Origin of the sequence: Arthrobacter sp. Soc17.1.1.1 (genome assembly GCF_036867195.1) — a bacterium.
Taxonomy (GTDB): domain Bacteria; phylum Actinomycetota; class Actinomycetes; order Actinomycetales; family Micrococcaceae; genus Arthrobacter_D.
The window spans coordinates 833,518-852,005 of sequence record NZ_JBAJII010000001.1 but is presented as its reverse complement, the minus strand read 5'-3'; the positions used below and the strand labels follow the sequence as shown (position 1 = coordinate 852,005).

Sequence of the window (18,488 nt, the reverse complement as noted above, 5' to 3'; positions counted from 1 at the left end):
GCCGCAGCAGCATCAGAAGCTCCGGAAGAGCACGGATTAGCGCTATTCTGAAAATAAGTCCCCTCGTGTGAACGGAAACCCATGGACGCGGTCACCTCGCTCGCCCCCTCCAGCCCCGCCCGGGCGCTCGCGCGCGAAGTCCTCATCCGCGGCCCCATCTCGCGCGGCGACCTCGCGGCACGCCTCGGCCTGTCGGTCGCGAGCCTCACGCGCCTCAGCAAGCCCCTGCTCGACTCCGGCATGCTCCGCGAAGCGGACGGAGCCGCCGTCGCCTCGATCGGGCGGCCCATCCGCCCCCTGGAGATCAGCCCCGACTCGCACCGGTTCGTCGGCGTCAAGCTCACCGGGGACACCGCCGCCGCCGTCGCCACCAACCTGAAGTCCGACGTCGTCGGTGCGAGCGAACGGGCGCTGCCCGGCCACGACGTGCAGGACGTCCTCGGGGCCATCCTCGACGCCGTCGCGGACCTCGGCCCCCTCGACGGCCTCAGCGGCATCGGCATCAGCATCGGCGGCAAGGTGGGTCCCGGCGGGATGGTGCTGCGGGCCCCCTTCCTCGGGTGGCGCGACGTCCCCCTCGCCGAGCTCCTGCAGCAGCGGACCGGGCTGGCCGTCGCCGTGGAGAACGACGTCGTGGCCCTCACGGTCGCCGAACAGTGGTTCGGCGCCGGGCGTGGGGAGAGGAACTTCGCCGTCCTGACGGTGGGTGCGGGTGTGGGCTACGGCCTCGTCATCAACGACGCCGTCATCGCCCCGCCCGACGCCGGCCTGGGCCTCGTGGGCCACTATCCCCTCGACCCGTCCGGGCCCCGCTGCATGGAGGGGCACCGCGGGTGCTCCTCGGCGGTGCTCACCATCCCCGCCATCCGCTCCCAGTTCGCCGCGACCACCGGGGAGCAGCTGCCCTACGCGGAGATCCTCGACCTCGCGGCAACGGGCCATCCCGTGGCGGGTGCCGTCGTCGAGGCGGCCGGCCAGTCACTGGGCCTGCTGGTCTCGGCGGTCGCGAACCTGACGATGGTGGACCTCGTGGTCCTCTCGGGTGAGGGCATGGACCTCGCGGACGTCGCGGAGACCGCCCTCCGGGACTCGATCGCCTACCACCGCGATCCCGAGGCGGCACCCCTGCGCCTGAGCCGCCAGCCCTCGGACTTCGCCCAGTGGGCGCGCGGTGCCGCGGCCGTCGTCATCCAGCGCATCATCCTCGGGACGCTGCACTAGGACGGGGCCCTCGCCGGGCCATGGAATGCCGACGGCCCGGATGCTCTTGAACCGGATATGACAACTCTCGCGATCATCGGAGCAGGACGCGGCCTCGGAGCCGCAGTGGCACGGCGTTTCGGAGCCGAAGGATTTTCCGTCGCGCTCATCTCGCGCAACCAGGGCAAGCTCGACGCCCTCGCGGAGGACCTCGGCAGGGAAGGCATCCACGCCCGCGGCTTCACGGCGGACGTCCGGGACCCCGCATCCATCACGGCCGCCCTCGAGGCGGCCACCGAGACCCTCGGCCCCATCGAGGTGCTGCAGTACAGCCCCCTCCCCCAGAAGGACTTCATGCGGCCCGTCCTCGAGACGACACCCGCCGATCTTCGCGGTCCCATCGAGTTCTCCATCTACGGACCCGTCGCCGCCGTCCACCAGGTGCTGCCCGGCATGCGGTTCCTCGGTGCGAACCGTGGCACCATCCTCTTCGTCAACGGTGGATCCGCCGTGAAGCCCGGACGGTCCGTCACGGGGACGTCGGTGGCGTTCGCCGGCCAGGCCGCCTACGCCCAGCTCCTCCACGAGGTGCTCGGCGAAGAGGGCATCCAGGTGTCGCAGCTCATCATCGGCGGCCGGATCATCGAGGGAGACCCGGAGAAGGACCCGAACGTCCTCGCCGACCTCCTCTGGGGCCTGCACGCCCGGCGGGACATCTTCCGCCACCAGGTCAGCGCCGACTGACAGCCCTCGCGCTACTTCCCGACGCCGTCGGCGAGCCCCTTGACGAAGTACTTCTGCGTGAGGAAGAAGAGCAGGATCACCGGGACGGCGGCGATGGTCATGCCGGCGAAGACCACCGGGTACTCGGTGCCGTGCTTGCTCATCAGGTTCGTCAGCCCGATGGGCAGTGTCTGCAGGTCTCCCCCGCTGGTGAACACCATGGCGAACAGGTACTCGTTCCAGGTGAAGAGGATGTTCAGGATCACGCTGGAGACGAGGATCGGCCTGCACATGGGCAGCACGATGCTCCAGAAGGCCCTGGCCTTGCCGGCCCCGTCCACGGCCGCCGCCTCGTCGATCTCGACCGGAAGGTCCACCATGTAGGCGCGGATCAGGAACGTGGTGAACGGGATCCGGAACGCCACGTAGAGGATCAGGAGCGCCCAGAACGTGTTGTAGAGCCCGAGCGCCTGGAACATCCGGACGAGCGGGATCAGTGCGACGGCCGGGGCGAGCATCAGGCCGCCGAGGATGAGCGCGAGGACCGTCCGGCTGAAGGGGATCTGCAGCCGCGTGAGCCCGTACGCGGCCCAGGCGCTGATGAAGACGGTGGCGATCGTCGACGTCACGGTCACGAGGATGCTGGTCATCAGGTAGCTGCTCACACCGCGGTTCCACGCCTTCGCGTAGTTCTCCCAGGTGACCTGGAGCGGCAGCGCGAAGGGGTTCCCGAAGAGCTCGCTGTTGGTCTTGAAGCCGTTGAGGACCATCCACAGCAGCGGATAGATCACGACGACGGCCAGGGCGAGCAGGAAGGACGCGACGAAGGTCCGCACGATCACGCCCAGGACACCCGTTCGGGTCACCATTCGACTCTCCTCTTGCGTGTGATGGCCAGTTGCAGCAGTGCGATGCCGAGCGTCAGCACGAAGATCACCGTGGCGATGGCCGCCGCGTAGCCGAAGTCGTTCCGGCCGAACCCCATGCGGTAGAGCCATGTCACCAGGACCTGGCTCGAGTTGTTGGGACCGCCGCTGGTCATGACCATGACCTCGTTGAACACCTGGAACGCCCCGGAGAGCGTGACGATGATCATCAGTCCGGTCATCTCGCGGGTGAGGGGGACGGTGACCTGGAAGAACCGCCGGATCGGGCCGACGCCGTCGAGCGACGCCGCGTCGAAGAGGTCCTGCGGGATCCGCTGGATGGCGATCGCGAACAGCAGCGTGGAGTAGCCGAAGCCCTGCCACTGGCTCATCGCGATCACGGCCCAGATCGCCGTGCCCTCCTGTCCCAGCCACGCCTGCGTCAGGGTGTCCAGCCCCACGCCCCTCAGGAGCGCGTTGAGGATCCCCAGTTCCGGTTCGTAGACGAAGTAGAACAGCAGCCCTGCGACCGTCAGGGAGATCGCGGACGGGACGAAGTAAATGGCCCGGAGCGCCCGCCGCCACCGCTCGGACCGCAGGCCCTCGACCAGCGCGGCCAGGAGCAGCGCGCCGAAGACCTGGCAGACCAGGGAGACGGCGGCATAGGCCGAGTTGTTGAACAGTGCGCGCCAGAACACCGGGTCGTCGACGAGCTTCTCGTAGTTCGCCAGCCCGACGAAGGTGGAGCCCCCTGCGTAGATGTCCCACTTCATGACGCTGTACTGCAGGTTCTGCAGCAGCGGGAGGTACACGAACACGCCCAGCAGCAGGAGTGCCGGTGCGACCCATGCCCAGCCGCGGGGCCTGCGGCGGCGCCGCACCGCTGCCTCCACGGCGTGGAGAGGCAGTGGTGCGGCGGCCGTCCTATTCGGCGCTGTCCGAAGCGGCGCGGACATTGCTCAGGACCTCTTCGGGGGTTTCGGATCCGGACACGAGGGCCTCGCCGCCGGCGAGCCATGCGTCGGCGACATCGGGCACGGTGACGGCGTCGAGCCACCCGAGGATATAGCTGGCCTCGTTCAGCTCGGTGACACCCTCGACGACAGCGGGGCTCGCCGTCGTATCCGACACGGCGCCGATGATCGTGCTCGGCTGGCTGTAGGGAGCACCGGCGAGCCTCTCGGCGTTGTCCTTGCTGGTGACGAACCGGAGGAAGTCGACGGCGAGCGCCTGCCGCGGGGACCTGGCGTTGACCATCATGCCCTCGGGTGAGCCCTCGAGCGCGGCGGGGTCACCCTCGGCTCCCTCGGGGGCCGGCAGCGCGAAGATCCCGAAGTCCTCGGCCGTGATCGCGGAGGACTCGGTGACCACCGAGTCGAACTCGAGGATCTCCTGGAAGTACATGGCGGCCTGGCCGGACGACTGCGCCTGCTGCGCCGTCGAGTACAGCACGCCGTTGGAGTCGGAGCCCGTGCCGGTGCACTCCTGCACCACCGTCTGGAACTCCTCGAGCGACTTCAGGTATCCCGGGTGGTCCCAGGCGGCCGTGGCCGGCTCGAAGTCCTTCTCGAGCACGTCCTGCGGGACGTTGTAGGCGAAGAGCTGCTGGAGGAAGTGCAGCCCGGGCCAGCCGTCCTTGTTCCCGAACGCCAGCGGCTCCACGCCCTGCGCCTCGAGCGCGGGGCAGGCTGCGATGAGCTCCTCGAACGTCGTGGGGACGGCGACGCCCGCGGCGTCGAAGACCGCCTTGTTGTAGCCCATGAACTTGCCGTTGTTGTAGAGGGGGACGGCGAAGTACTTCCCGTCCTTCGCGAAGGCATCCAGTGACGCGGCCCCGAAGGTGCTCCCCCACTCGGAGTCGGGCGCCAGCACGGAGGTGAGGTCCGTGGCCAGGCCGCCCTCGATGAACTTGTCCGCGTAGTCGCCGGTCCACGAGAAGTAGATGTCCGGCAGTGCGGAGGAGGCGACGAGCGTCTTCGTCTTGTCCTTGATGCTCTGGTCGGTCTCCTGGATGATCTCGAAATCGACCTCGGGGTGCATGGACGTGTACTCGGCGGCCAGGTCCTCGAAGTACGGCGAGAGCGGCTCGCCGCCGAACTTCGTGAGGATCGAGAGGGTGCCCTCGTACTCGGGCTCGGCCGTGAGGTCGGCCGCCTCGACGTCGATCCCCCCTCCGCAGGCCGTGAGGCCGATCAATACCGCGGCGGACACCGCACACACTCTCAGTCGGACGTTGTTCATGGCCGAGCCTCCTTCATGGACCGGGACCTCCCCGGAAGCTTCCCCGCGGACGGCGGCTGCCCGATCGGCCCGCCCTTTCCACGTGGTGCGGATCACAGTAGCGCAAGTTTGATACCGGTACCAGAGCAGTGGGCACAAAGTTTGTCCGCCAGCCTTTGGACGCTCGAATGCTGCCCGGAATGGTTGACGCTCGGGAATTTCCCGTGCAACGATGTGCCGGTGATACCGGTATCAACTGGTCACTCTCGCCTCTTTCGAAGGGATCACCATGCTGAAGTTCGATGAGGACCAGTTCCTCGCACGCGCCCAGAGTTTCCTCGCCCTCCAGCCACAGATCGAGGACGTCGTCGGCGGCCTCGCCGGCATCGAGGCGGTCTTCCTCGTCGGGTCGGGAGGAACCTACGCCGCCATGTGGCCCTACGAGCACCTGATGCGCCGCAGCACCACCGTCCCCGTCCGCTCGGCCATCGCCGCGGAACTGGTCCTCTCCGGCGACGCCCTGCTGAACGAGCGCGCGGTGGCCGTCTTCACCTCGGCGTCGGGCACCACCGAGGACGTCGTCCGCTGCATCGAGTACTGCCGGGACCGCGGTGTCCGCACCGTCGGCTTCACGGGGATCGCGGACAGCCCTATCGCGCGGGCGGTGGATCACGCGCTCATCACCGAGCCGGACGCCTGGCCGTTCGATCTCGGCCTGCTGCTGTTCACCACGCGCTTCCTGTCGGAGCGCGGCGAGTTCGCCGGCTACGACAAGCTGGTCGACCAGCTGCCGGCCGTACCGAAGGCCCTGGTCGCCGTGGCCCGCCAGGCCGAACCGATGGCGGAGGCCTTCGCGGAGCGCCACAGGGACACCGACTTCCACTTCGTGGTGGGCAGCGGGAACCTGTGGGGCCACGCGTACCTGTACTCCATGTGCATCCTCGAGGAGATGCAGTGGCTGCACACCACGAGGGTGCACGGAGCGGAGTTCTTCCACGGCTCCCTGGAGCTGATCGAGCAGGACACCAGCGTCCTGCTCTTCGTCGGCGAGGACGAGACGCGGCCCCTCATGGAGCGCGTCGTCGCGTTCTCCGAGAAGTACTCGAACGCCACCACCGTCCTCGATACGGCGGACTACCCGCTGGAAGGCATCGACGACGAGTTCCGGGGGCTGCTCGGCCCGCTGGTCATGGACACGATCACGAGCCGGATCAGCAAGCACCTCGAGAAGCAGCGCGACCACTCGCTCGACCTGCGCCGGTACTACCGGGTCGTGGAGTACTGAGCCGACCTCCGGCATGATCCCGCCATCGGCCGGGTGCACGGCACCCGGCCGATGGTCCCTCCTTCGAGCAGCAAGGTACCCATGCGCGTTCTCGGCCTCGGCGACAACATCGTCGACCGCTTCATCGACCGCCGCACGTCCTACCCGGGCGGCAACAGCGTCAACTTCTCCGTCTTCGCGCGCCGCCTCGGGGCGGAGTCGGCGTATGTCGGCGTGTTCGGCGCCGACCGGTTCGGTGGCCTCCTGAAGGCGGCCCTGCTGGCCGAGTCCGTCGACATCTCGCATGCCGTCACCCGCGACGGGCCGAGCGGCTGGACCAACATCCGGCTCGAGGAGGGCGAACGGAGGTTCCTGGACTGGAACGGCGGAGGGATCACCCTGAGCGAGCCCTTCCGGCCCTCCCCGGAGGACCTCGACTACATCGGCCGGTTCGACGTCGTGCACTCGAGCGTCTACTCCGGCATCGAGGAGCACCTCCCGGCCGTCCGGACTGCCGTCCCCCGCGTGAGTTTCGACTTCTCCGCCGACGACGACCGGCGCTCGGATGCCTATCTTGCCGCCGTGTGCCCCTCCGTGGATCTGGGCCAGTTCTCCTGCGCCGACCTCAGTGACCGCGAGTCGCGCGAGCTCCTCCTGACGGCGGTCCGCCACGGCGCCGGCGCCGCGCTCGCGACGCGGGGCACCGACGGCGCCCTCTTCCTCGACGGGGGCGTGTTCCACGAGGGCGGCGCGGAGTTCGTCCCGCCGTCGTCGATCGTCGACACGATGGGCTGCGGGGACGCGTACCTGACGGCCTTCCTCCTCGACCTGGTGAGGGCCGGGTGGTCCCGGGACCGGCGGGTGGATGCCGGGGCCGTGGCGGCCGCGATGCGGACGGCGGCGCTCTACTCCGCGCGGCAGTGCACCGTGGAGGGGGCGTTCGGGCGCGGCTGGCCGTTCTCCGAGGCGGACCCGGACGGCGCGCGGGCCGCGCTGGCCGACTCCGGCGCCCCGCTCCCTCGCTACCATTAGCCCATGGCGTCCGAGCATCCTTCCAGCAGCGCGCCCACCATCTCCGACGTCGCGGCGGAGGCCGGCGTCGGGCGGGCGACGGCGGCGCGCACGCTGGGCGGCTACGGGTCGGTCAGCGCCGTGGCCCGCGAGCGCGTGCTCGCCGCGGCCGAGCGCCTCGGGTACCGGTCCAACATCCTGGCGCGGAGCATGACCACCGGCGTCACGAACTCCCTCGGGATCGTCGTCGCGGACATCGGCAACACCTTCTTCTCCGGCCTGATCCGCGGCGCGTCGGACGCGGCGAGCGCGCGGAACCTCGACGTGATCGTCATCAGCACCTACGAGGACCTGGCGGCCGAGCGGCACGCCGTGGGTGTCCTGCTCGACAAGCAGGTGGACGGCATCGTGGTGTCCTCCGCGGCGGTCGGCGCACCCGAGGCGGAGCACCTCACCGAGGCGACCCGGCGCGGCACGCCGGTGGTGCTCATCGACCGGCTGATCCCCGGGCTGCACCTCGACGCCGTGGTCGTCGACAACCGGGCGGAGGCGCGGCGTGTGACCCGCGCGCTCATCGAGGCCGGCCATCGCCGCATCGGGTTCCTGTGGGGTCCCACCACCGACGCCGGCATCGAGACCCTGGACGACCTCCTGACCGTCAACACGCGGAGCCTGTGGAGCGATGCCGAGCGGTTGCGCGGGTACCTGGATGCGCTCCAGGATGCGGGGATCCCCTATGCGCCGGCCCTGGTCACCACGGGGGCGAAGACGGAGGAGTCCGCGGCGAAGGCCGCCCATGCGATGCTCCAGTCGGAAGACCCTCCCACCGCCCTCTTCGCGTCGGAGGCGGAGGCGCTCATCGGCGCGCTGCACGCGGTCCAGGGCCTGGGCCTGTCCTACCCGGGGGACGTCTCCCTCGTGGGCTTCGACGACACCAGCTGGGCGACGGTCATGCAGCCGCCGCTGACCATGGTCGCCCAGCCCGTGGACGAGATGGGACGGCTCGCGGTCGACCAGGTGGTGTCGCGCATCGGCGCGTCCGAGTACGAGCCGCGCCTGCACATGCTCCCGGCAGAGCTCAGGATCCGCTCGTCCATCGGCCCGCCTCCGCGGAAGCCCTGACCGCGAATCGGCCCGGGCGGAAGGTCTCCAGCATCGGGTGCCTGCGGCCCGTCATGATCTCGCCCGCCAGCAGTTCGCCCGCGATCAGCCCGAGCGTCGCGCCAGAGTGCGTGAAGGCCACGAAGCAGCCGGGAACGGTGTCGAGCTCGCCGAGCACGGGCTCGCCGTCACCGGGGATGGGCTTGCGCCCGATCTTCCATGACGCCGCCGTGAGATGCGGACGACCCTCGAGCAGTGCGGCCGCTTCGGCGGCCAGTTCGTCCACGACCTCCTCGGGGATCGAGTAGGTGCCGTCCGCGTCCTGCGTGATGCTCTCCTCGTACCAGTCGTGGTCGAGCGCGAGGGTGTTGCCCGGGTTCGGCCGGACGGCCGCGCGCGGCGTGTTGAGGACCGCGCGGACGGGGTGCTCCACGGGAGCGGTCGTCACGAGCATGGACACCGGTGAGGCGTCGGGGATCTCCACCCCCAGTTCGGCGACGACGGCGGGGGTCTGCGGTCCGCAGGCGACGACGACGGCGTCCGCGGCGACGGCTCCGGCGGCGGTGGCGACACCGGCGGCGCGCCCGTGCTCGACCAGGACGCGGGCTGCGCCGGCGTTCGTCACGAGTTCGCCGCCACGCGCCGTGAACTCCCCCATCAGGAACTCGATCAGGTGCGGCAGGCTCACCCAGCCCTCGCCGGGGTTGAAGATCGCGACGGCCCCGACGGCCTCGGGACTGATACCCGGGGTGTGATCCCCCACCGTGGCGGGCGCCACGAGGACCGAGTCGTAGGCATGCGCCGTCTCGTACTCATGGCGTGCCACCGTGTCCTCGTCCGAGCCGGTCCCCGCCCAGTGCAGTCCGCCGTCGAAGCGGAGCCAGTCGCGGGTCGGATCGGCGGCGAACAGCGTCCGGTACCGGTCGATCCCCGCGAGGCGCAGCCGGTGGTACGGAGTGGGCCGCTCGCCGGCACTGTTGAGCCAGGACAGCGACCTGCCCGAGGCCCCGCTCGCGAGGTCCGCCTCCGTGACCAGGACGACGGATGCGCCCTCCCGCAGGAGGTGCACCGCCGTCGAGACTCCGAGGATGCCGCCGCCGAGGACTGCGACGCGGCGTGCTGCAGGGGCCGTACTCATGGTCGGGCTCCTTCTCTCGGTGATCTCGCCGGGTCGATGTGAGACCGGTCTCACTCCTCTCGACGAATCTATCCCGGGCCCGCGTCCGGGACAATGGGCACATCGACCAGCAACCGGAGGATTCATGAAGATCGCACTGCTCGGCGTCGGACGCATGGGATACGAACTCGGCGTGCACCTCCTCGCCGCCGGCCACGAGGTGACCGCCTGGAACCGGACGGCGGCCGCCGTCGACCGGCTGCGCGACGCGGGGGCGACGCCGGCCGGTTCGCCCGAGGACGCCGTCCGCGACGCCGACGTGGTGATGACCGTCCTCTTCGGACCGGACACCGTGCGCGCCGTGGTGCTCTCCGGGCTGGAGATCCCCGCCGAGGCGGTGTGGCTGGATGTCACCACGGTCTCCCCCGAGGACGCCCGCGAGTTCGCCGACTACGCCACGGCGGCCGGCGTCCGCTACGTGCACGGACCCATGGTCGGTAGCCTCGCCCCGGCGCGGGCGGGCCGGCTGGGCGTGCTGCTCGGCGGTGCGCCGGAGGACGTCGACGTCGTCGAGCCGCTGGCCGCGCTGTGGGCCGACGCCGAACGGCTCCGGCGGGTCGCCACGCCGTCGGACGCGGCGACCGGCAAGCTGCTCGCCAACCTCGCGCTCGGCGTCACCCTGCAGGGACTCGTGGAGGCACTGCGGCTCGGCCGCGCCAACGGCCTCGACGCCGCGGGCACCCTGGACCTCCTCGAGGGCACCGGCCTCGGCGTCATCGCCGGCATGAAGGGGCCCGTCATCACCGGCGGGACGTTCGGGGACACCCAGTTCTCGGCGGACCTCCTCGCCAAGGATGCGCGCCTCATGCTGCGCTCCACCCCCGATCCGCTGCCCGCCGTGACCGCCGTGCTGCAGTCCCTCACCGACGCGCAGCGTGCGGGCTCGGGCGACGACGACATCGCGGTGATCGCGAAGCCCGAACTGGGCTGAGCGGACTTCTGGGTCAGGCCTGGCATGCGGCTGTCTGGACACCGGGCAGTCTGGGTACGGTACGAAGTATGGCTACCCTCGACACCCCCGGTCCCGATGCACACCACCAGCGCCCCGACGGGGTCTCCGACATCACCGTCGAAGCCCTCGGCAAACTCTCCGAGGCCCTCGAGGTCCTGGAACAGGCCCGCGGCTACCTCTACGGCTTCCACCGCCTCACCGGCAAGGCCGACCTGAACCTCTCCGACGCGGAGGAGCTGTTCCGCAAGGCAGGCCACACCGGGATCGCCGACAGGCTGGCTGAGGAGATCATCGGCCGGAACGTGATCGAGGGGCGGTGGACGTTCCAGATCGTGGAGGACTACGACGACCACTACTACGCCGAGTTCAAGGCCTTCGAGAAGGAGGCCCGCGATGCGCTCGTCGACGGCAAGCGCCATCTCTTCGAGGCGGAGATGAAGGAGGACCGCCGGTCCAAGGGCAGGAAGCACCACGAGGCCCTGCCGCCCGAGGCCTGAGCCTCCGCTCCCGCGGCACGCGATCATCGGTTGTGTACAGGTGTACGTACTATGCGTACACTTGTACACGACGATGACGGCGGATGCGGGGAGCGGTGGATGCACGGGGAGAACCTCCAGGGCGGGGTCGGATCATGACCGTCGCGGGGAACCGCGATCCCGAGGCCCGGTCTCGTCGCCATGATCCCGGCCGGCGCGACCGGCTGATCGACGTCGCCCTCGGGGTCCTCGCGGAGCACGGTGTCGCCGGCACCACGCATCGCCGTGTCGCTGCCGCCGCGGACGTGCCCCTCGGCTCCATGACGTACCACTTCGGCAGCATGGACGACCTCCTGCACGCCGCCTTCACGCGGCTGGCCGAGCGCACGGCGGACGCCTTCGACCAGGCCCTGACGGAGGCCGGGACCGCCCAGGCGGCGGGCGACGCCGTCGTCGGCCTGATCGCCGGGCCGACGCTCAACGACCCGGAGACCATGCTCGCCAGCCTGGAGCTCTACGCCCTGGCGGCACGGCGGCCGGAGTTCCGCGCGATCACCGACGCATGGATGGCACGCAGCCGCGAGGCGCTGCACAGGCATTTCGACCCGGAGACCGCTCTCATGCTCGACGCGCTGATCGAGGGCACCACACTGCACCGCGCGCTGTCGCTCGACCCCATGCCCGTGAGCACGGTCCGAGCGGCCGTCGAAAGGATCGTCCGACCATGACTCTTCCCGCGCCGACGCAGCCCGTGGAGTACACCGCGCAGCGGCTGGGCAGGGCGCGCTTCGCCGTGAGTGCGCTGTTCCTGACCAACGGGGCGATGTTCGCGAACATCCTCCCGCACTACCCTGCCATCAAGGACGGGCTGGAGCTCAGCAACGCCGCATTCGGCGTCTCCGTCGCGGCGTTCCCGCTCGGGGCGATCACGGCGGGACTCGCCTCCGGCTTCCTCGTGCGCCGCTTCCGGTCCTCGCGGGTCGCGACGGTCGGCACGTGGCTCATCGGACTGTCGATCCTCCTGGCCGGTATCGCGCCGTCCTGGGCCGTCCTCACGGGCACCCTGTTCCTCGCGGGTGCCATGGACGCCATCACGGACGTGGCGCAGAACTCGCACGGGCTGCGGGTCCAGAAGCTCTACCGGCGCTCCATCCTCAACTCGTTCCACGCGGTGTGGAGCATCGGCGCCGTGCTGGGTGGCCTGATGGGCGCGACGGCGGCAGGTCTCGAGATCCCGCGCGGACTGCACCTGTCGGTGTCCTTCGTCCTCTTCAGCGCGCTCACCCTCGTGTGCTACCGCTTCCTCCTCCCCGGTCCCGAGCCGACCGCGCCGCAGCCCGACGACGCGTCCACCGCAGCGGGCAGCAGGAGCGCCGGCCCGAAGGTGCTCGTCACGGTCGGCATCCTCGCCGCGCTCGTGGTGATCGGCATCGCCGGGGCCCTCGTCGAGGACGCCGGCAGCACGTGGGCGGCCGTCTACCTGTCCGGCTCCCTCGGAGCGACGCCCACCATCGCGGGTCTCGGCTTCGTCGCCCTCGTCGCCTTCCAGTTCGCGGGCCGCCTCTTCGGGGACCGCCTCGTGGACCGGTTCGGCCAGCGGGCCGTGGCACAGGCGGGCGGCGCGCTGGCGGCCATCGGCATGGGCGTGGCCCTGCTGTTCCCGTCGGTCCCGCTGACCATCCTCGGCTTCGGCCTGGCGGGACTCGGCGTCGCCACGCTCGTACCCGCCGCCATGCACTCCGCGGACGAACTGCCCGGGCTCCGTGCCGGGACGGGGCTCACCGTGATCAGCTGGCTGCTGCGCCTCGGATTCCTGTTCTCGCCGCCGATCGTCGGCGCCGTCGCCGATGCCTCCTCGCTGCGGGTCGGGCTGATCGTGGTGCCCCTCGCCGGCATCCTGACGCTGCTGGCCTCCCCCGTCCTCCCCAGGCGGGTCCCGGTCCGGCACCTCTGAGGCTCCAGCCGTTCCCGAATGTCCGGAGGATCTGCTAGACAGGGAGGATCACTCGTCGGACCCTGCGGTGCGGGTCGCTGTGACGGCACATCTGGGGGACGGAAACACATGCGATTCGGGGAGATGCTGCGCCATGCGCGCACTGCCAAGGGGCTCACGCAGGTCGAGCTGGGTGCGGGGGTGTACTCCACCCACTTCATCTCCCTGCTCGAGCGCGGGCTGCGTCAGCCGACACGGGACATGGTGCAGCACTTCGCCTCGCGGCTCGGCATGGACGTGCAGACGCTGAACTGGTGGGTGGAGCCGCCGGACCTCGAGGATCACCCGGCCCTGGCCGGCGCGATGTTCGCCGCGAACCATGCCCGCGACCTGCACGACAACGCCCTGGTGGCATCGGAGGCCGAGCACGCGGCCAACATCGCCTACCAGCAGCGCAATGCGCCAGCCTGGTGGGACATGTCCATGCTCCAGGCGCAGTCACTGATCGCCCTGCGGCGCATGGAGGAGGCGGAGTCCGTCCTGCTGCAGATGGAGTCGTCGTCGCTGATGATCGCCTCGGCCGAGCTGCGCTCCATCGTGCAGGGCCGGCTGTCCATGGTCGCGCGCAGCACGGGGCGCCTGGCCGAAGCCGTCGACCTCGCGCACCGGTCCGTCGCGTCCGCGGCCGAACTGCCGGAACTCGCCCCGGCCCGCCTGCAGGCCGCCTTCGTCCTCATCGCCGCGCTGGCGGTCAGGGGCGATCTCGACGAGGCCTGGGAGGTGGCGACGGCCCTCGATCTCACCGAGGGCGCCCCCTCCGTGCCGTCCCTCCAGGTCGCCCGCGGTGCCTGGGCCATCGGCAACGTCGCCTTCCGCCGCGGGGAGGTGGAGATAGGCCAGGAGCAGCACGCCCTGGCGGCCAGGCTGCTGCTGCCGCAGGCCGACCTCGAGACCTGGGCCGAGTTCCACAAGGCCAGCGCGCGCTTCAAACTGCAGGCCGGCATCGTGGACGACTCCGTCCGCGCATCAGTCCTCAACGCCGAACGCGGTTTCGCGCTCGTCGGCTCGCAGCTCCAGCGGCTCGAACTCGGCCTCGTCCAGGCCCGCTACGCCCTTCTCACCTCGGACCTGCGCCGGGGGAAGGAACTGCTGGACCACGTCGACGGGCACCGCGCCGTCCTCGATGCCGAATCGGTCGCCGAGCTCGAGGAATGCCTCGGCCAGTACCACGCCGCGAGCAACGCGCCGCGCCAGGCGGCCCGCCACCTCGCCGAGGCAGCACGCCTGCACTCCGAGGCCGGCGCTGAGGAGAAGGCCCGCGAGCTGCAGGAGCAGGCCGGCGCGCTGACGGGATGAACCGTTCCGTCCCGGATGACGTCGATATCGCGCCGGGACCATGGACACCCTCCGGCGGCAGTCCTACGCTTGAAGCCGCACGACGACCCGGGGGGCATCGGAGGGCCGTGCGGTCAGGACAGCGGCGGTGCCGCTGCTCGGTGCTGGGCCGGTCTGAGCGTCTCGACAACTCCTCGCATCCAAGGACAGGCACCATGAAAGGTACACGCACGTCCATTGCGGCGGCGGCACTCGCCGTCGCCCTCACCTCCTCCGCCGGCACGGCGACCGCAGGGCCACCCGCGTCCACCGATGGACACGATGACTGGGAGGTCACCGCGGGCGACTCCACCGATCTCGCCACCGGCCTCCTGTCACCGCTCCGCGTCGCCGTCGGCCGCGACGACACCGCCTACGTCTCCCAGAACTTCGCCGGCCTGCTGACCCGCGTGGGCGCCGACGGCGCGACGTCGACGCTGGTGGAGCGCGCCGGCATCGAGATCGGCGGGGTGGCCACCCGGCGCGGCGACGTCTACTACACCGAGAGCGCCGGCGGGCCCGGCAGTCCCGATCCGTTCGTCGCGAACGTCAGTGTCCTCGAGGACGGCGAGACCCGCGTGCTCGCCGACTTCGCAGCACTCGAGACGGAGAACAACTACGACGCCGACAACGAGTACGGGTTCCAGGACCTGCCCGAGGACTGCGTGGCCGAGCTGCCCGCGGACCTCCGCGAGTTCCTGCTGCCGCGCGGCGGCGAGGTCTACTCGCACCCGTTCGCCACGGCGGTGTCCGAATCGGGACGGTACGTGTACGTGGCGGACGCCGGGGCCAATGCCGTCTGGACGGTGGACACCTGGGACGACGACGTCGACGCGACGGTCCTGGACCCCGTGCCCACCCTGGCCACGGCGGAACTCCGCGACTCCCTCGCGGCCCAGGGCATCGCGCTGCCCGAATGCGTCCTCGGTTACACCTTCAACTCGGAGCCCGTCCCCACGGACATCGAGCTCGGGCCCGACGGGCTGCTGTACCTGACGTCGCTGCCGGGAATCCCGGAGGATCCCACGCTCGGCTCCGTGCGGAGCTTCGATCCGGACTCGGGTGACATCGAGATCGTCGTCTCCGGCCTGACGTCACCCACCGGGCTGGCATTCGACCGCTACGGCAACCTCTTCGTCACCGAGCTGTTCGCCAACCGGATCTCGATCGTCCCGGCGGGGAGCGACGAGGCGGAGCTGTTCACGGACGCGACCCAGCCGGCGGACGTCGAGGTCAGGGGCGGGTACCTGTACTCCACCCGGAACGCCCTGCCGGGCGAGGGCGCACCGAGCGGCACGCTGGTGCGCACGCGCCTGGACTACGGCGAGGACTACGGGAAGGACTAGCGCGGAAGGATCAGCGGTACCGACGACGGCGCCGCATCCCGGTCGGGGTGCGGCGCCGCCGTGCGGCCGGGCGCTGCGAGCAGGCGGGCCCTGCACCTACCCCATCGATGCGAGCAGCGCGTCACACGCCTGCTCGCAGCGCCGGCAGGCCTCCGCGCACACCCGGCAGTGCTCGTGCATGGCGGCGTGCCCGGAGCACTCGTCGCCGCAGATCCTGCACGCCGTGCGGCAGGCCTCGAGGACCGAGCGCGTCAGCTCCGCGGCGTAGCCCGTCTGGCGGGACAGCACCTTCCCCGTCGTGGCGCAGATGTCCGCGCAGTCGAGGTCGGTGCGGATGCACGTGCGCAGCTCGGCCACCATCTCCTCCGCCAGGCACGCATCCGCGCAGGCCGTGCAGGTCTGCGCGCAGTCGAAGCACGCCTCGATGCACTCGGCGAGCAGGTCGCTGTCGAATCCGTCGCGATCGCGGGGGTAGGTGTCGAGCATGGTGCGGGCGTGGGCCATGGGTGCTCCTCGTGTCGGTCGGGCGGGATCGGGTGGTGGGATCGGGTGGGATCAGGTGGTGGGCCGGAAGCGCCGGATGCTGTAGACGATGAAGGCGGCTGCGAGGAGACCGGAGACGACGAACCCGGAGCCCACGCTCCAGCCGCCGGGCAGCCACCACCGCTCGGCCAGCGGCCACCAGGACGGCGTCGGAGGGTGGACGCCCCACAGCACACCGAGCAGCACCAGGACGAGGGCGCCGGTGAAGCTGAGGACGATGTTCCGCGTGGTCCTCACGCCCTGCGCGGCGGCGGCGAAGGCCTTCCGCTTGACCGGCTGGAGCCAGCGCCGCGCCCACTCGTACTGCTGCGCGAGGACCGCGAGGCCGGCCACCAGGGCCAGCAGGCCGGGCCCCGGGAGGACGAGGGCCGCCAGCCCGATGAGCACCAGCAGCCAGCCGACCACCAGCCCGATGACGCGGCTGGCGCCGTGGGGCCTGGTGCGCCCGGCGAACCGGGCACCCCGCGGGCGATCGGGCCGGTCGAGTCGCGCCATCAACAATCCCGCAGTAGGCTTAGCATTCCTCTATCGTCGAACTGATCGACGGTCATGGCAACGCCCGATGCGCGAAAAGCTGCTCGCTTGCCACGACGAGGACCATAGGCTTCCCGCCCAGAGCGGGTCCACGAGAAGGAGATTCATCATGATCGGTTTCATCATCGCGGGGCTCATCATCGGAGCCCTGGCACGCCTCGTCAAGCCCGGCAAGCAGAACCTCGGGCTGATCGCCACGCTGCTGCTCGGCCTCGTCGGATCCGTCATCGGCGGGTCGATCGCGAGCCTCCTCGGAACGGGCGACATCTTCGAGCTGAACGTCCTCGGCTTCATCGTGTCCGTCATCGCCGCCGTGCTGCTGATCGGCGTCGCCGAGACGGTCGCCGGCCGCCGCCGCGTCACGCGCTAGGGCTTTCAGGCACGACGGGAAGGGGCGGCTCCGGCCGCCCCTTCCTGCGTTTCAGGGCACTCCCCGGCGCCCCCGCTCGTTCACCGAAGTACATGTGCCCAACGTCCAGCTTGCAGGTGTAGCCTTGGCGCCAGATGGGGCACAGATCCGTTCGGAAGGCTCAATCATGAACAAGAACTGGCGCTGGCTTCCTGCCGGCATCGTCCCGGTTGTCATCGTCACTGCTGCCGTGAGCGGCTCCGCCGTCGCCGAAGCCCAACCGCAACTGCCCGCCAAGACGGCGCAGGAGCTCCTCGAATTCGTCGCGACCAGCGCCGACGACGCCTACTCCGGCACCGTGGAGCAGTCCTCCGACCTCGGCCTCCCCGATATCAGCATGGCCACTCCCCCGGGCCGCACCTCCAGTTCCGACCCCACCTCCACCGCCCTCGAGCTCCTGACCGGCGACCACACCGCCCAGGTGTACGTGGACGGCACCGAGAAGGACCGCGTCCAGGTGCTCGACCAGCTGGCGCAGCGCGACGTCATCGTCAACGGGACCGACGCCTGGTACTACGACTCCGCGTCCAACGAGGCCGTGCACGCCGCCCTTCCCGACAAGGACACCGTGAAGGCGGACCTCGAGGCCGAGCTGCAGAAGAGGACCGCCGAGTACCCCGAGCTCCAGGACCTCCCCCGCACGCCCGCCGAGGTCGCCGAGGTGTTCCTCGCCCGGATCGACCCCAGCACCGACGTGACGGTCGACGGGACCAGCCGCGTCGCCGGCCGCAGCGCCTACGAGCTCGTGCTCACCCCCGACGACGACGCCACGCTGATCGGGTCGGTCTCCGTGAGCGTCGACTCCGAGACCGGCGTCCCGCTGAACGTCACCGTCCTGGCCAGGGGCCAGGAGGAGGCCGCGTTCTCCGCCGGCTTCAGCTCGGTGGACTTCAGCGCCCCCGACGCCGACGTGTTCGCGTTCACTCCCCCGGCCGGTGCCACCGTCACGGAGGCCCCGACCGCGGACGAGCTGAAGGCGGAACTCGAGGCCAAGCAGCAGCTCAAGCAGGCTCCCGCCGAGGCGCAGCAGCAGCCGACGGTCATCGGCCAGGGCTGGAGCACCATCGTGGAGCTCCCCGCCGGGACCGCGGGCACGCTGGGCATGACCCCGGCGGCCGGCGACGCCGCCGGGATGGGCGAGATCATGGAGATCAAGCCGGGGATGGATCCCGACGAGGTCGCAGGCGCCCAGGCGATGCTGGAGCAGGCACTCACCGAGGTCGAGGGCGGCCAGGCGCTCCAGACGTCCCTCGTCTCGGTGCTGATCACCGACGACGGCCGGATCCTCGCAGGCGCCGTCGGCGTCGACCAGCTCGTCGCCGCTTCCCGGAAGTGACCGCAGGAGTACCCGCGGAGTCC

General features: G+C 70.5%; 19 protein-coding genes. 13 read left to right on the top strand and 6 right to left on the bottom strand.

Annotated features, from left to right (window positions below; all coding sequences use genetic code 11):
- Positions 1–81 precede the first annotated feature (81 nt).
- Complete coding sequence (locus V6S67_RS03985; RefSeq protein WP_334209014.1) at positions 82–1,221, top strand: ROK family transcriptional regulator; 1,140 nt, start codon at positions 82–84, stop codon at positions 1,219–1,221.
- Positions 1,222–1,278: 57 nt separating this feature from the next.
- The gene (locus tag V6S67_RS03980) at positions 1,279–1,944 is read left to right on the top strand and encodes an SDR family NAD(P)-dependent oxidoreductase (RefSeq protein WP_334209013.1); all 666 of its coding nucleotides are present in this window, start codon (positions 1,279–1,281) and stop codon (positions 1,942–1,944) included.
- Between the two features lie 11 nt (positions 1,945–1,955).
- On the opposite strand, the gene V6S67_RS03975 is transcribed toward V6S67_RS03980, so the two are convergent.
- The 3 genes from V6S67_RS03975 to V6S67_RS03965 are packed head-to-tail and all read right to left on the bottom strand — an operon-like array spanning position 1,956 to position 5,030.
- Positions 1,956–2,792, bottom strand: coding sequence for a carbohydrate ABC transporter permease (locus V6S67_RS03975; RefSeq protein ID WP_334209012.1), 837 nt, complete (start codon positions 2,790–2,792; stop codon positions 1,956–1,958).
- Positions 2,786–3,745 (bottom strand): carbohydrate ABC transporter permease, encoded by a 960-nt coding sequence (locus V6S67_RS03970; protein ID WP_334209011.1) that lies wholly within the window; start codon positions 3,743–3,745, stop codon positions 2,786–2,788. Before V6S67_RS03970 ends, V6S67_RS03975 begins: the two co-directional genes overlap by 7 nt.
- Positions 3,714–5,030: an ABC transporter substrate-binding protein gene (locus V6S67_RS03965; RefSeq protein ID WP_334209010.1), complete on the bottom strand. Its 1,317-nt coding sequence runs from the start codon at positions 5,028–5,030 to the stop codon at positions 3,714–3,716. Before V6S67_RS03965 ends, V6S67_RS03970 begins: the two co-directional genes overlap by 32 nt.
- A 268-nt stretch (positions 5,031–5,298) precedes the next feature.
- On the opposite strand from V6S67_RS03965, the gene V6S67_RS03960 reads away from it, so the two are divergent.
- The 3 genes from V6S67_RS03960 to V6S67_RS03950 all read left to right on the top strand — a co-directional run bounded on the left by V6S67_RS03960 (position 5,299) and on the right by V6S67_RS03950 (position 8,406).
- Entirely contained in the window at positions 5,299–6,294 is a 996-nt protein-coding gene (locus V6S67_RS03960; RefSeq protein ID WP_334209009.1) for an SIS domain-containing protein, read from the top strand.
- An 81-nt stretch (positions 6,295–6,375) separates the two neighbouring features.
- Entirely contained in the window at positions 6,376–7,305 is a 930-nt protein-coding gene (locus V6S67_RS03955; RefSeq protein WP_334209008.1) for a PfkB family carbohydrate kinase, read from the top strand.
- 3 nt (positions 7,306–7,308) lie between these two features.
- Positions 7,309–8,406, top strand: a complete 1,098-nt coding sequence (locus V6S67_RS03950) for a LacI family DNA-binding transcriptional regulator (RefSeq protein ID WP_334209007.1) — start codon at positions 7,309–7,311, stop codon at positions 8,404–8,406.
- On the opposite strand, the gene V6S67_RS03945 is transcribed toward V6S67_RS03950, so the two are convergent.
- Positions 8,363–9,523: an NAD(P)/FAD-dependent oxidoreductase gene (locus V6S67_RS03945; RefSeq protein ID WP_334209006.1), complete on the bottom strand. Its 1,161-nt coding sequence runs from the start codon at positions 9,521–9,523 to the stop codon at positions 8,363–8,365. The genes V6S67_RS03950 and V6S67_RS03945 overlap by 44 nt on opposite strands.
- Positions 9,524–9,647: 124 nt before the next feature.
- On the opposite strand from V6S67_RS03945, the gene V6S67_RS03940 reads away from it, so the two are divergent.
- From V6S67_RS03940 to V6S67_RS03915, 6 genes are all read left to right on the top strand, one after another.
- Positions 9,648–10,493 carry an NAD(P)-dependent oxidoreductase gene (locus V6S67_RS03940; RefSeq protein WP_334209005.1) on the top strand — a complete coding sequence of 282 codons (846 nt, stop codon included), beginning with the start codon at positions 9,648–9,650 and terminating at the stop codon, positions 10,491–10,493.
- A 68-nt stretch (positions 10,494–10,561) separates the two neighbouring features.
- Positions 10,562–11,011 carry a hypothetical protein gene (locus V6S67_RS03935; RefSeq protein ID WP_334209004.1) on the top strand — a complete coding sequence of 150 codons (450 nt, stop codon included), beginning with the start codon at positions 10,562–10,564 and terminating at the stop codon, positions 11,009–11,011.
- Between the two features lie 134 nt (positions 11,012–11,145).
- The gene (locus V6S67_RS03930; RefSeq protein ID WP_334209003.1) at positions 11,146–11,718 is read left to right on the top strand and encodes a TetR/AcrR family transcriptional regulator; all 573 of its coding nucleotides are present in this window, start codon (positions 11,146–11,148) and stop codon (positions 11,716–11,718) included.
- Entirely contained in the window at positions 11,715–12,944 is a 1,230-nt protein-coding gene (locus tag V6S67_RS03925; protein WP_334209002.1) for an MFS transporter, read from the top strand. The genes V6S67_RS03930 and V6S67_RS03925 overlap by 4 nt, the downstream gene beginning before the upstream one ends.
- A gap of 108 nt (positions 12,945–13,052) precedes the next feature.
- Positions 13,053–14,279 carry a helix-turn-helix domain-containing protein gene (locus V6S67_RS03920; protein WP_334209001.1) on the top strand — a complete coding sequence of 409 codons (1,227 nt, stop codon included), beginning with the start codon at positions 13,053–13,055 and terminating at the stop codon, positions 14,277–14,279.
- A gap of 194 nt (positions 14,280–14,473) precedes the next feature.
- Positions 14,474–15,643: a ScyD/ScyE family protein gene (locus V6S67_RS03915; protein WP_334209000.1), complete on the top strand. Its 1,170-nt coding sequence runs from the start codon at positions 14,474–14,476 to the stop codon at positions 15,641–15,643.
- A gap of 96 nt (positions 15,644–15,739) precedes the next feature.
- Here V6S67_RS03915 and V6S67_RS03910 read toward each other — a convergent pair whose 3' ends face one another.
- Positions 15,740–16,147: a four-helix bundle copper-binding protein gene (locus V6S67_RS03910; RefSeq protein WP_334208999.1), complete on the bottom strand. Its 408-nt coding sequence runs from the start codon at positions 16,145–16,147 to the stop codon at positions 15,740–15,742.
- A gap of 51 nt (positions 16,148–16,198) precedes the next feature.
- Positions 16,199–16,681, bottom strand: a complete 483-nt coding sequence (locus V6S67_RS03905; protein ID WP_334208998.1) for a PGPGW domain-containing protein — start codon at positions 16,679–16,681, stop codon at positions 16,199–16,201.
- A 148-nt stretch (positions 16,682–16,829) separates the two neighbouring features.
- On the opposite strand from V6S67_RS03905, the gene V6S67_RS03900 reads away from it, so the two are divergent.
- Both V6S67_RS03900 and V6S67_RS03895 read left to right on the top strand, forming a co-directional pair.
- Entirely contained in the window at positions 16,830–17,090 is a 261-nt protein-coding gene (locus V6S67_RS03900; RefSeq protein ID WP_334208997.1) for a GlsB/YeaQ/YmgE family stress response membrane protein, read from the top strand.
- Between the two features lie 166 nt (positions 17,091–17,256).
- Positions 17,257–18,465: a LolA family protein gene (locus tag V6S67_RS03895; RefSeq protein WP_334208996.1), complete on the top strand. Its 1,209-nt coding sequence runs from the start codon at positions 17,257–17,259 to the stop codon at positions 18,463–18,465.
- Positions 18,466–18,488: the final 23 nt, after the last annotated feature.

Excerpts from the sequence above, each read along its gene's own strand:
- V6S67_RS03985 (WP_334209014.1), top strand. The coding sequence starts at position 82 with ATGGACGCGGTCACCTCGCTCGCCCCCTCCAGCCCCGCCCGGGCGCTC.
- V6S67_RS03980 (WP_334209013.1), top strand. The coding sequence starts at position 1,279 with ATGACAACTCTCGCGATCATCGGAGCAGGACGCGGCCTCGGAGCCGCA.
- V6S67_RS03975 (WP_334209012.1), bottom strand. The coding sequence starts at position 2,792 with ATGGTGACCCGAACGGGTGTCCTGGGCGTGATCGTGCGGACCTTCGTC.
- V6S67_RS03970 (WP_334209011.1), bottom strand. The coding sequence starts at position 3,745 with ATGTCCGCGCCGCTTCGGACAGCGCCGAATAGGACGGCCGCCGCACCA.
- V6S67_RS03965 (WP_334209010.1), bottom strand. The coding sequence starts at position 5,030 with ATGAACAACGTCCGACTGAGAGTGTGTGCGGTGTCCGCCGCGGTATTG.
- V6S67_RS03960 (WP_334209009.1), top strand. The coding sequence starts at position 5,299 with ATGCTGAAGTTCGATGAGGACCAGTTCCTCGCACGCGCCCAGAGTTTC.
- V6S67_RS03955 (WP_334209008.1), top strand. The coding sequence starts at position 6,376 with ATGCGCGTTCTCGGCCTCGGCGACAACATCGTCGACCGCTTCATCGAC.
- V6S67_RS03950 (WP_334209007.1), top strand. The coding sequence starts at position 7,309 with ATGGCGTCCGAGCATCCTTCCAGCAGCGCGCCCACCATCTCCGACGTC.
- V6S67_RS03945 (WP_334209006.1), bottom strand. The coding sequence starts at position 9,523 with ATGAGTACGGCCCCTGCAGCACGCCGCGTCGCAGTCCTCGGCGGCGGC.
- V6S67_RS03940 (WP_334209005.1), top strand. The coding sequence starts at position 9,648 with ATGAAGATCGCACTGCTCGGCGTCGGACGCATGGGATACGAACTCGGC.
- V6S67_RS03935 (WP_334209004.1), top strand. The coding sequence starts at position 10,562 with ATGGCTACCCTCGACACCCCCGGTCCCGATGCACACCACCAGCGCCCC.
- V6S67_RS03930 (WP_334209003.1), top strand. The coding sequence starts at position 11,146 with ATGACCGTCGCGGGGAACCGCGATCCCGAGGCCCGGTCTCGTCGCCAT.
- V6S67_RS03925 (WP_334209002.1), top strand. The coding sequence starts at position 11,715 with ATGACTCTTCCCGCGCCGACGCAGCCCGTGGAGTACACCGCGCAGCGG.
- V6S67_RS03920 (WP_334209001.1), top strand. The coding sequence starts at position 13,053 with ATGCGATTCGGGGAGATGCTGCGCCATGCGCGCACTGCCAAGGGGCTC.
- V6S67_RS03915 (WP_334209000.1), top strand. The coding sequence starts at position 14,474 with ATGAAAGGTACACGCACGTCCATTGCGGCGGCGGCACTCGCCGTCGCC.
- V6S67_RS03910 (WP_334208999.1), bottom strand. The coding sequence starts at position 16,147 with ATGGCCCACGCCCGCACCATGCTCGACACCTACCCCCGCGATCGCGAC.
- V6S67_RS03905 (WP_334208998.1), bottom strand. The coding sequence starts at position 16,681 with ATGGCGCGACTCGACCGGCCCGATCGCCCGCGGGGTGCCCGGTTCGCC.
- V6S67_RS03900 (WP_334208997.1), top strand. The coding sequence starts at position 16,830 with ATGATCGGTTTCATCATCGCGGGGCTCATCATCGGAGCCCTGGCACGC.
- V6S67_RS03895 (WP_334208996.1), top strand. The coding sequence starts at position 17,257 with ATGAACAAGAACTGGCGCTGGCTTCCTGCCGGCATCGTCCCGGTTGTC.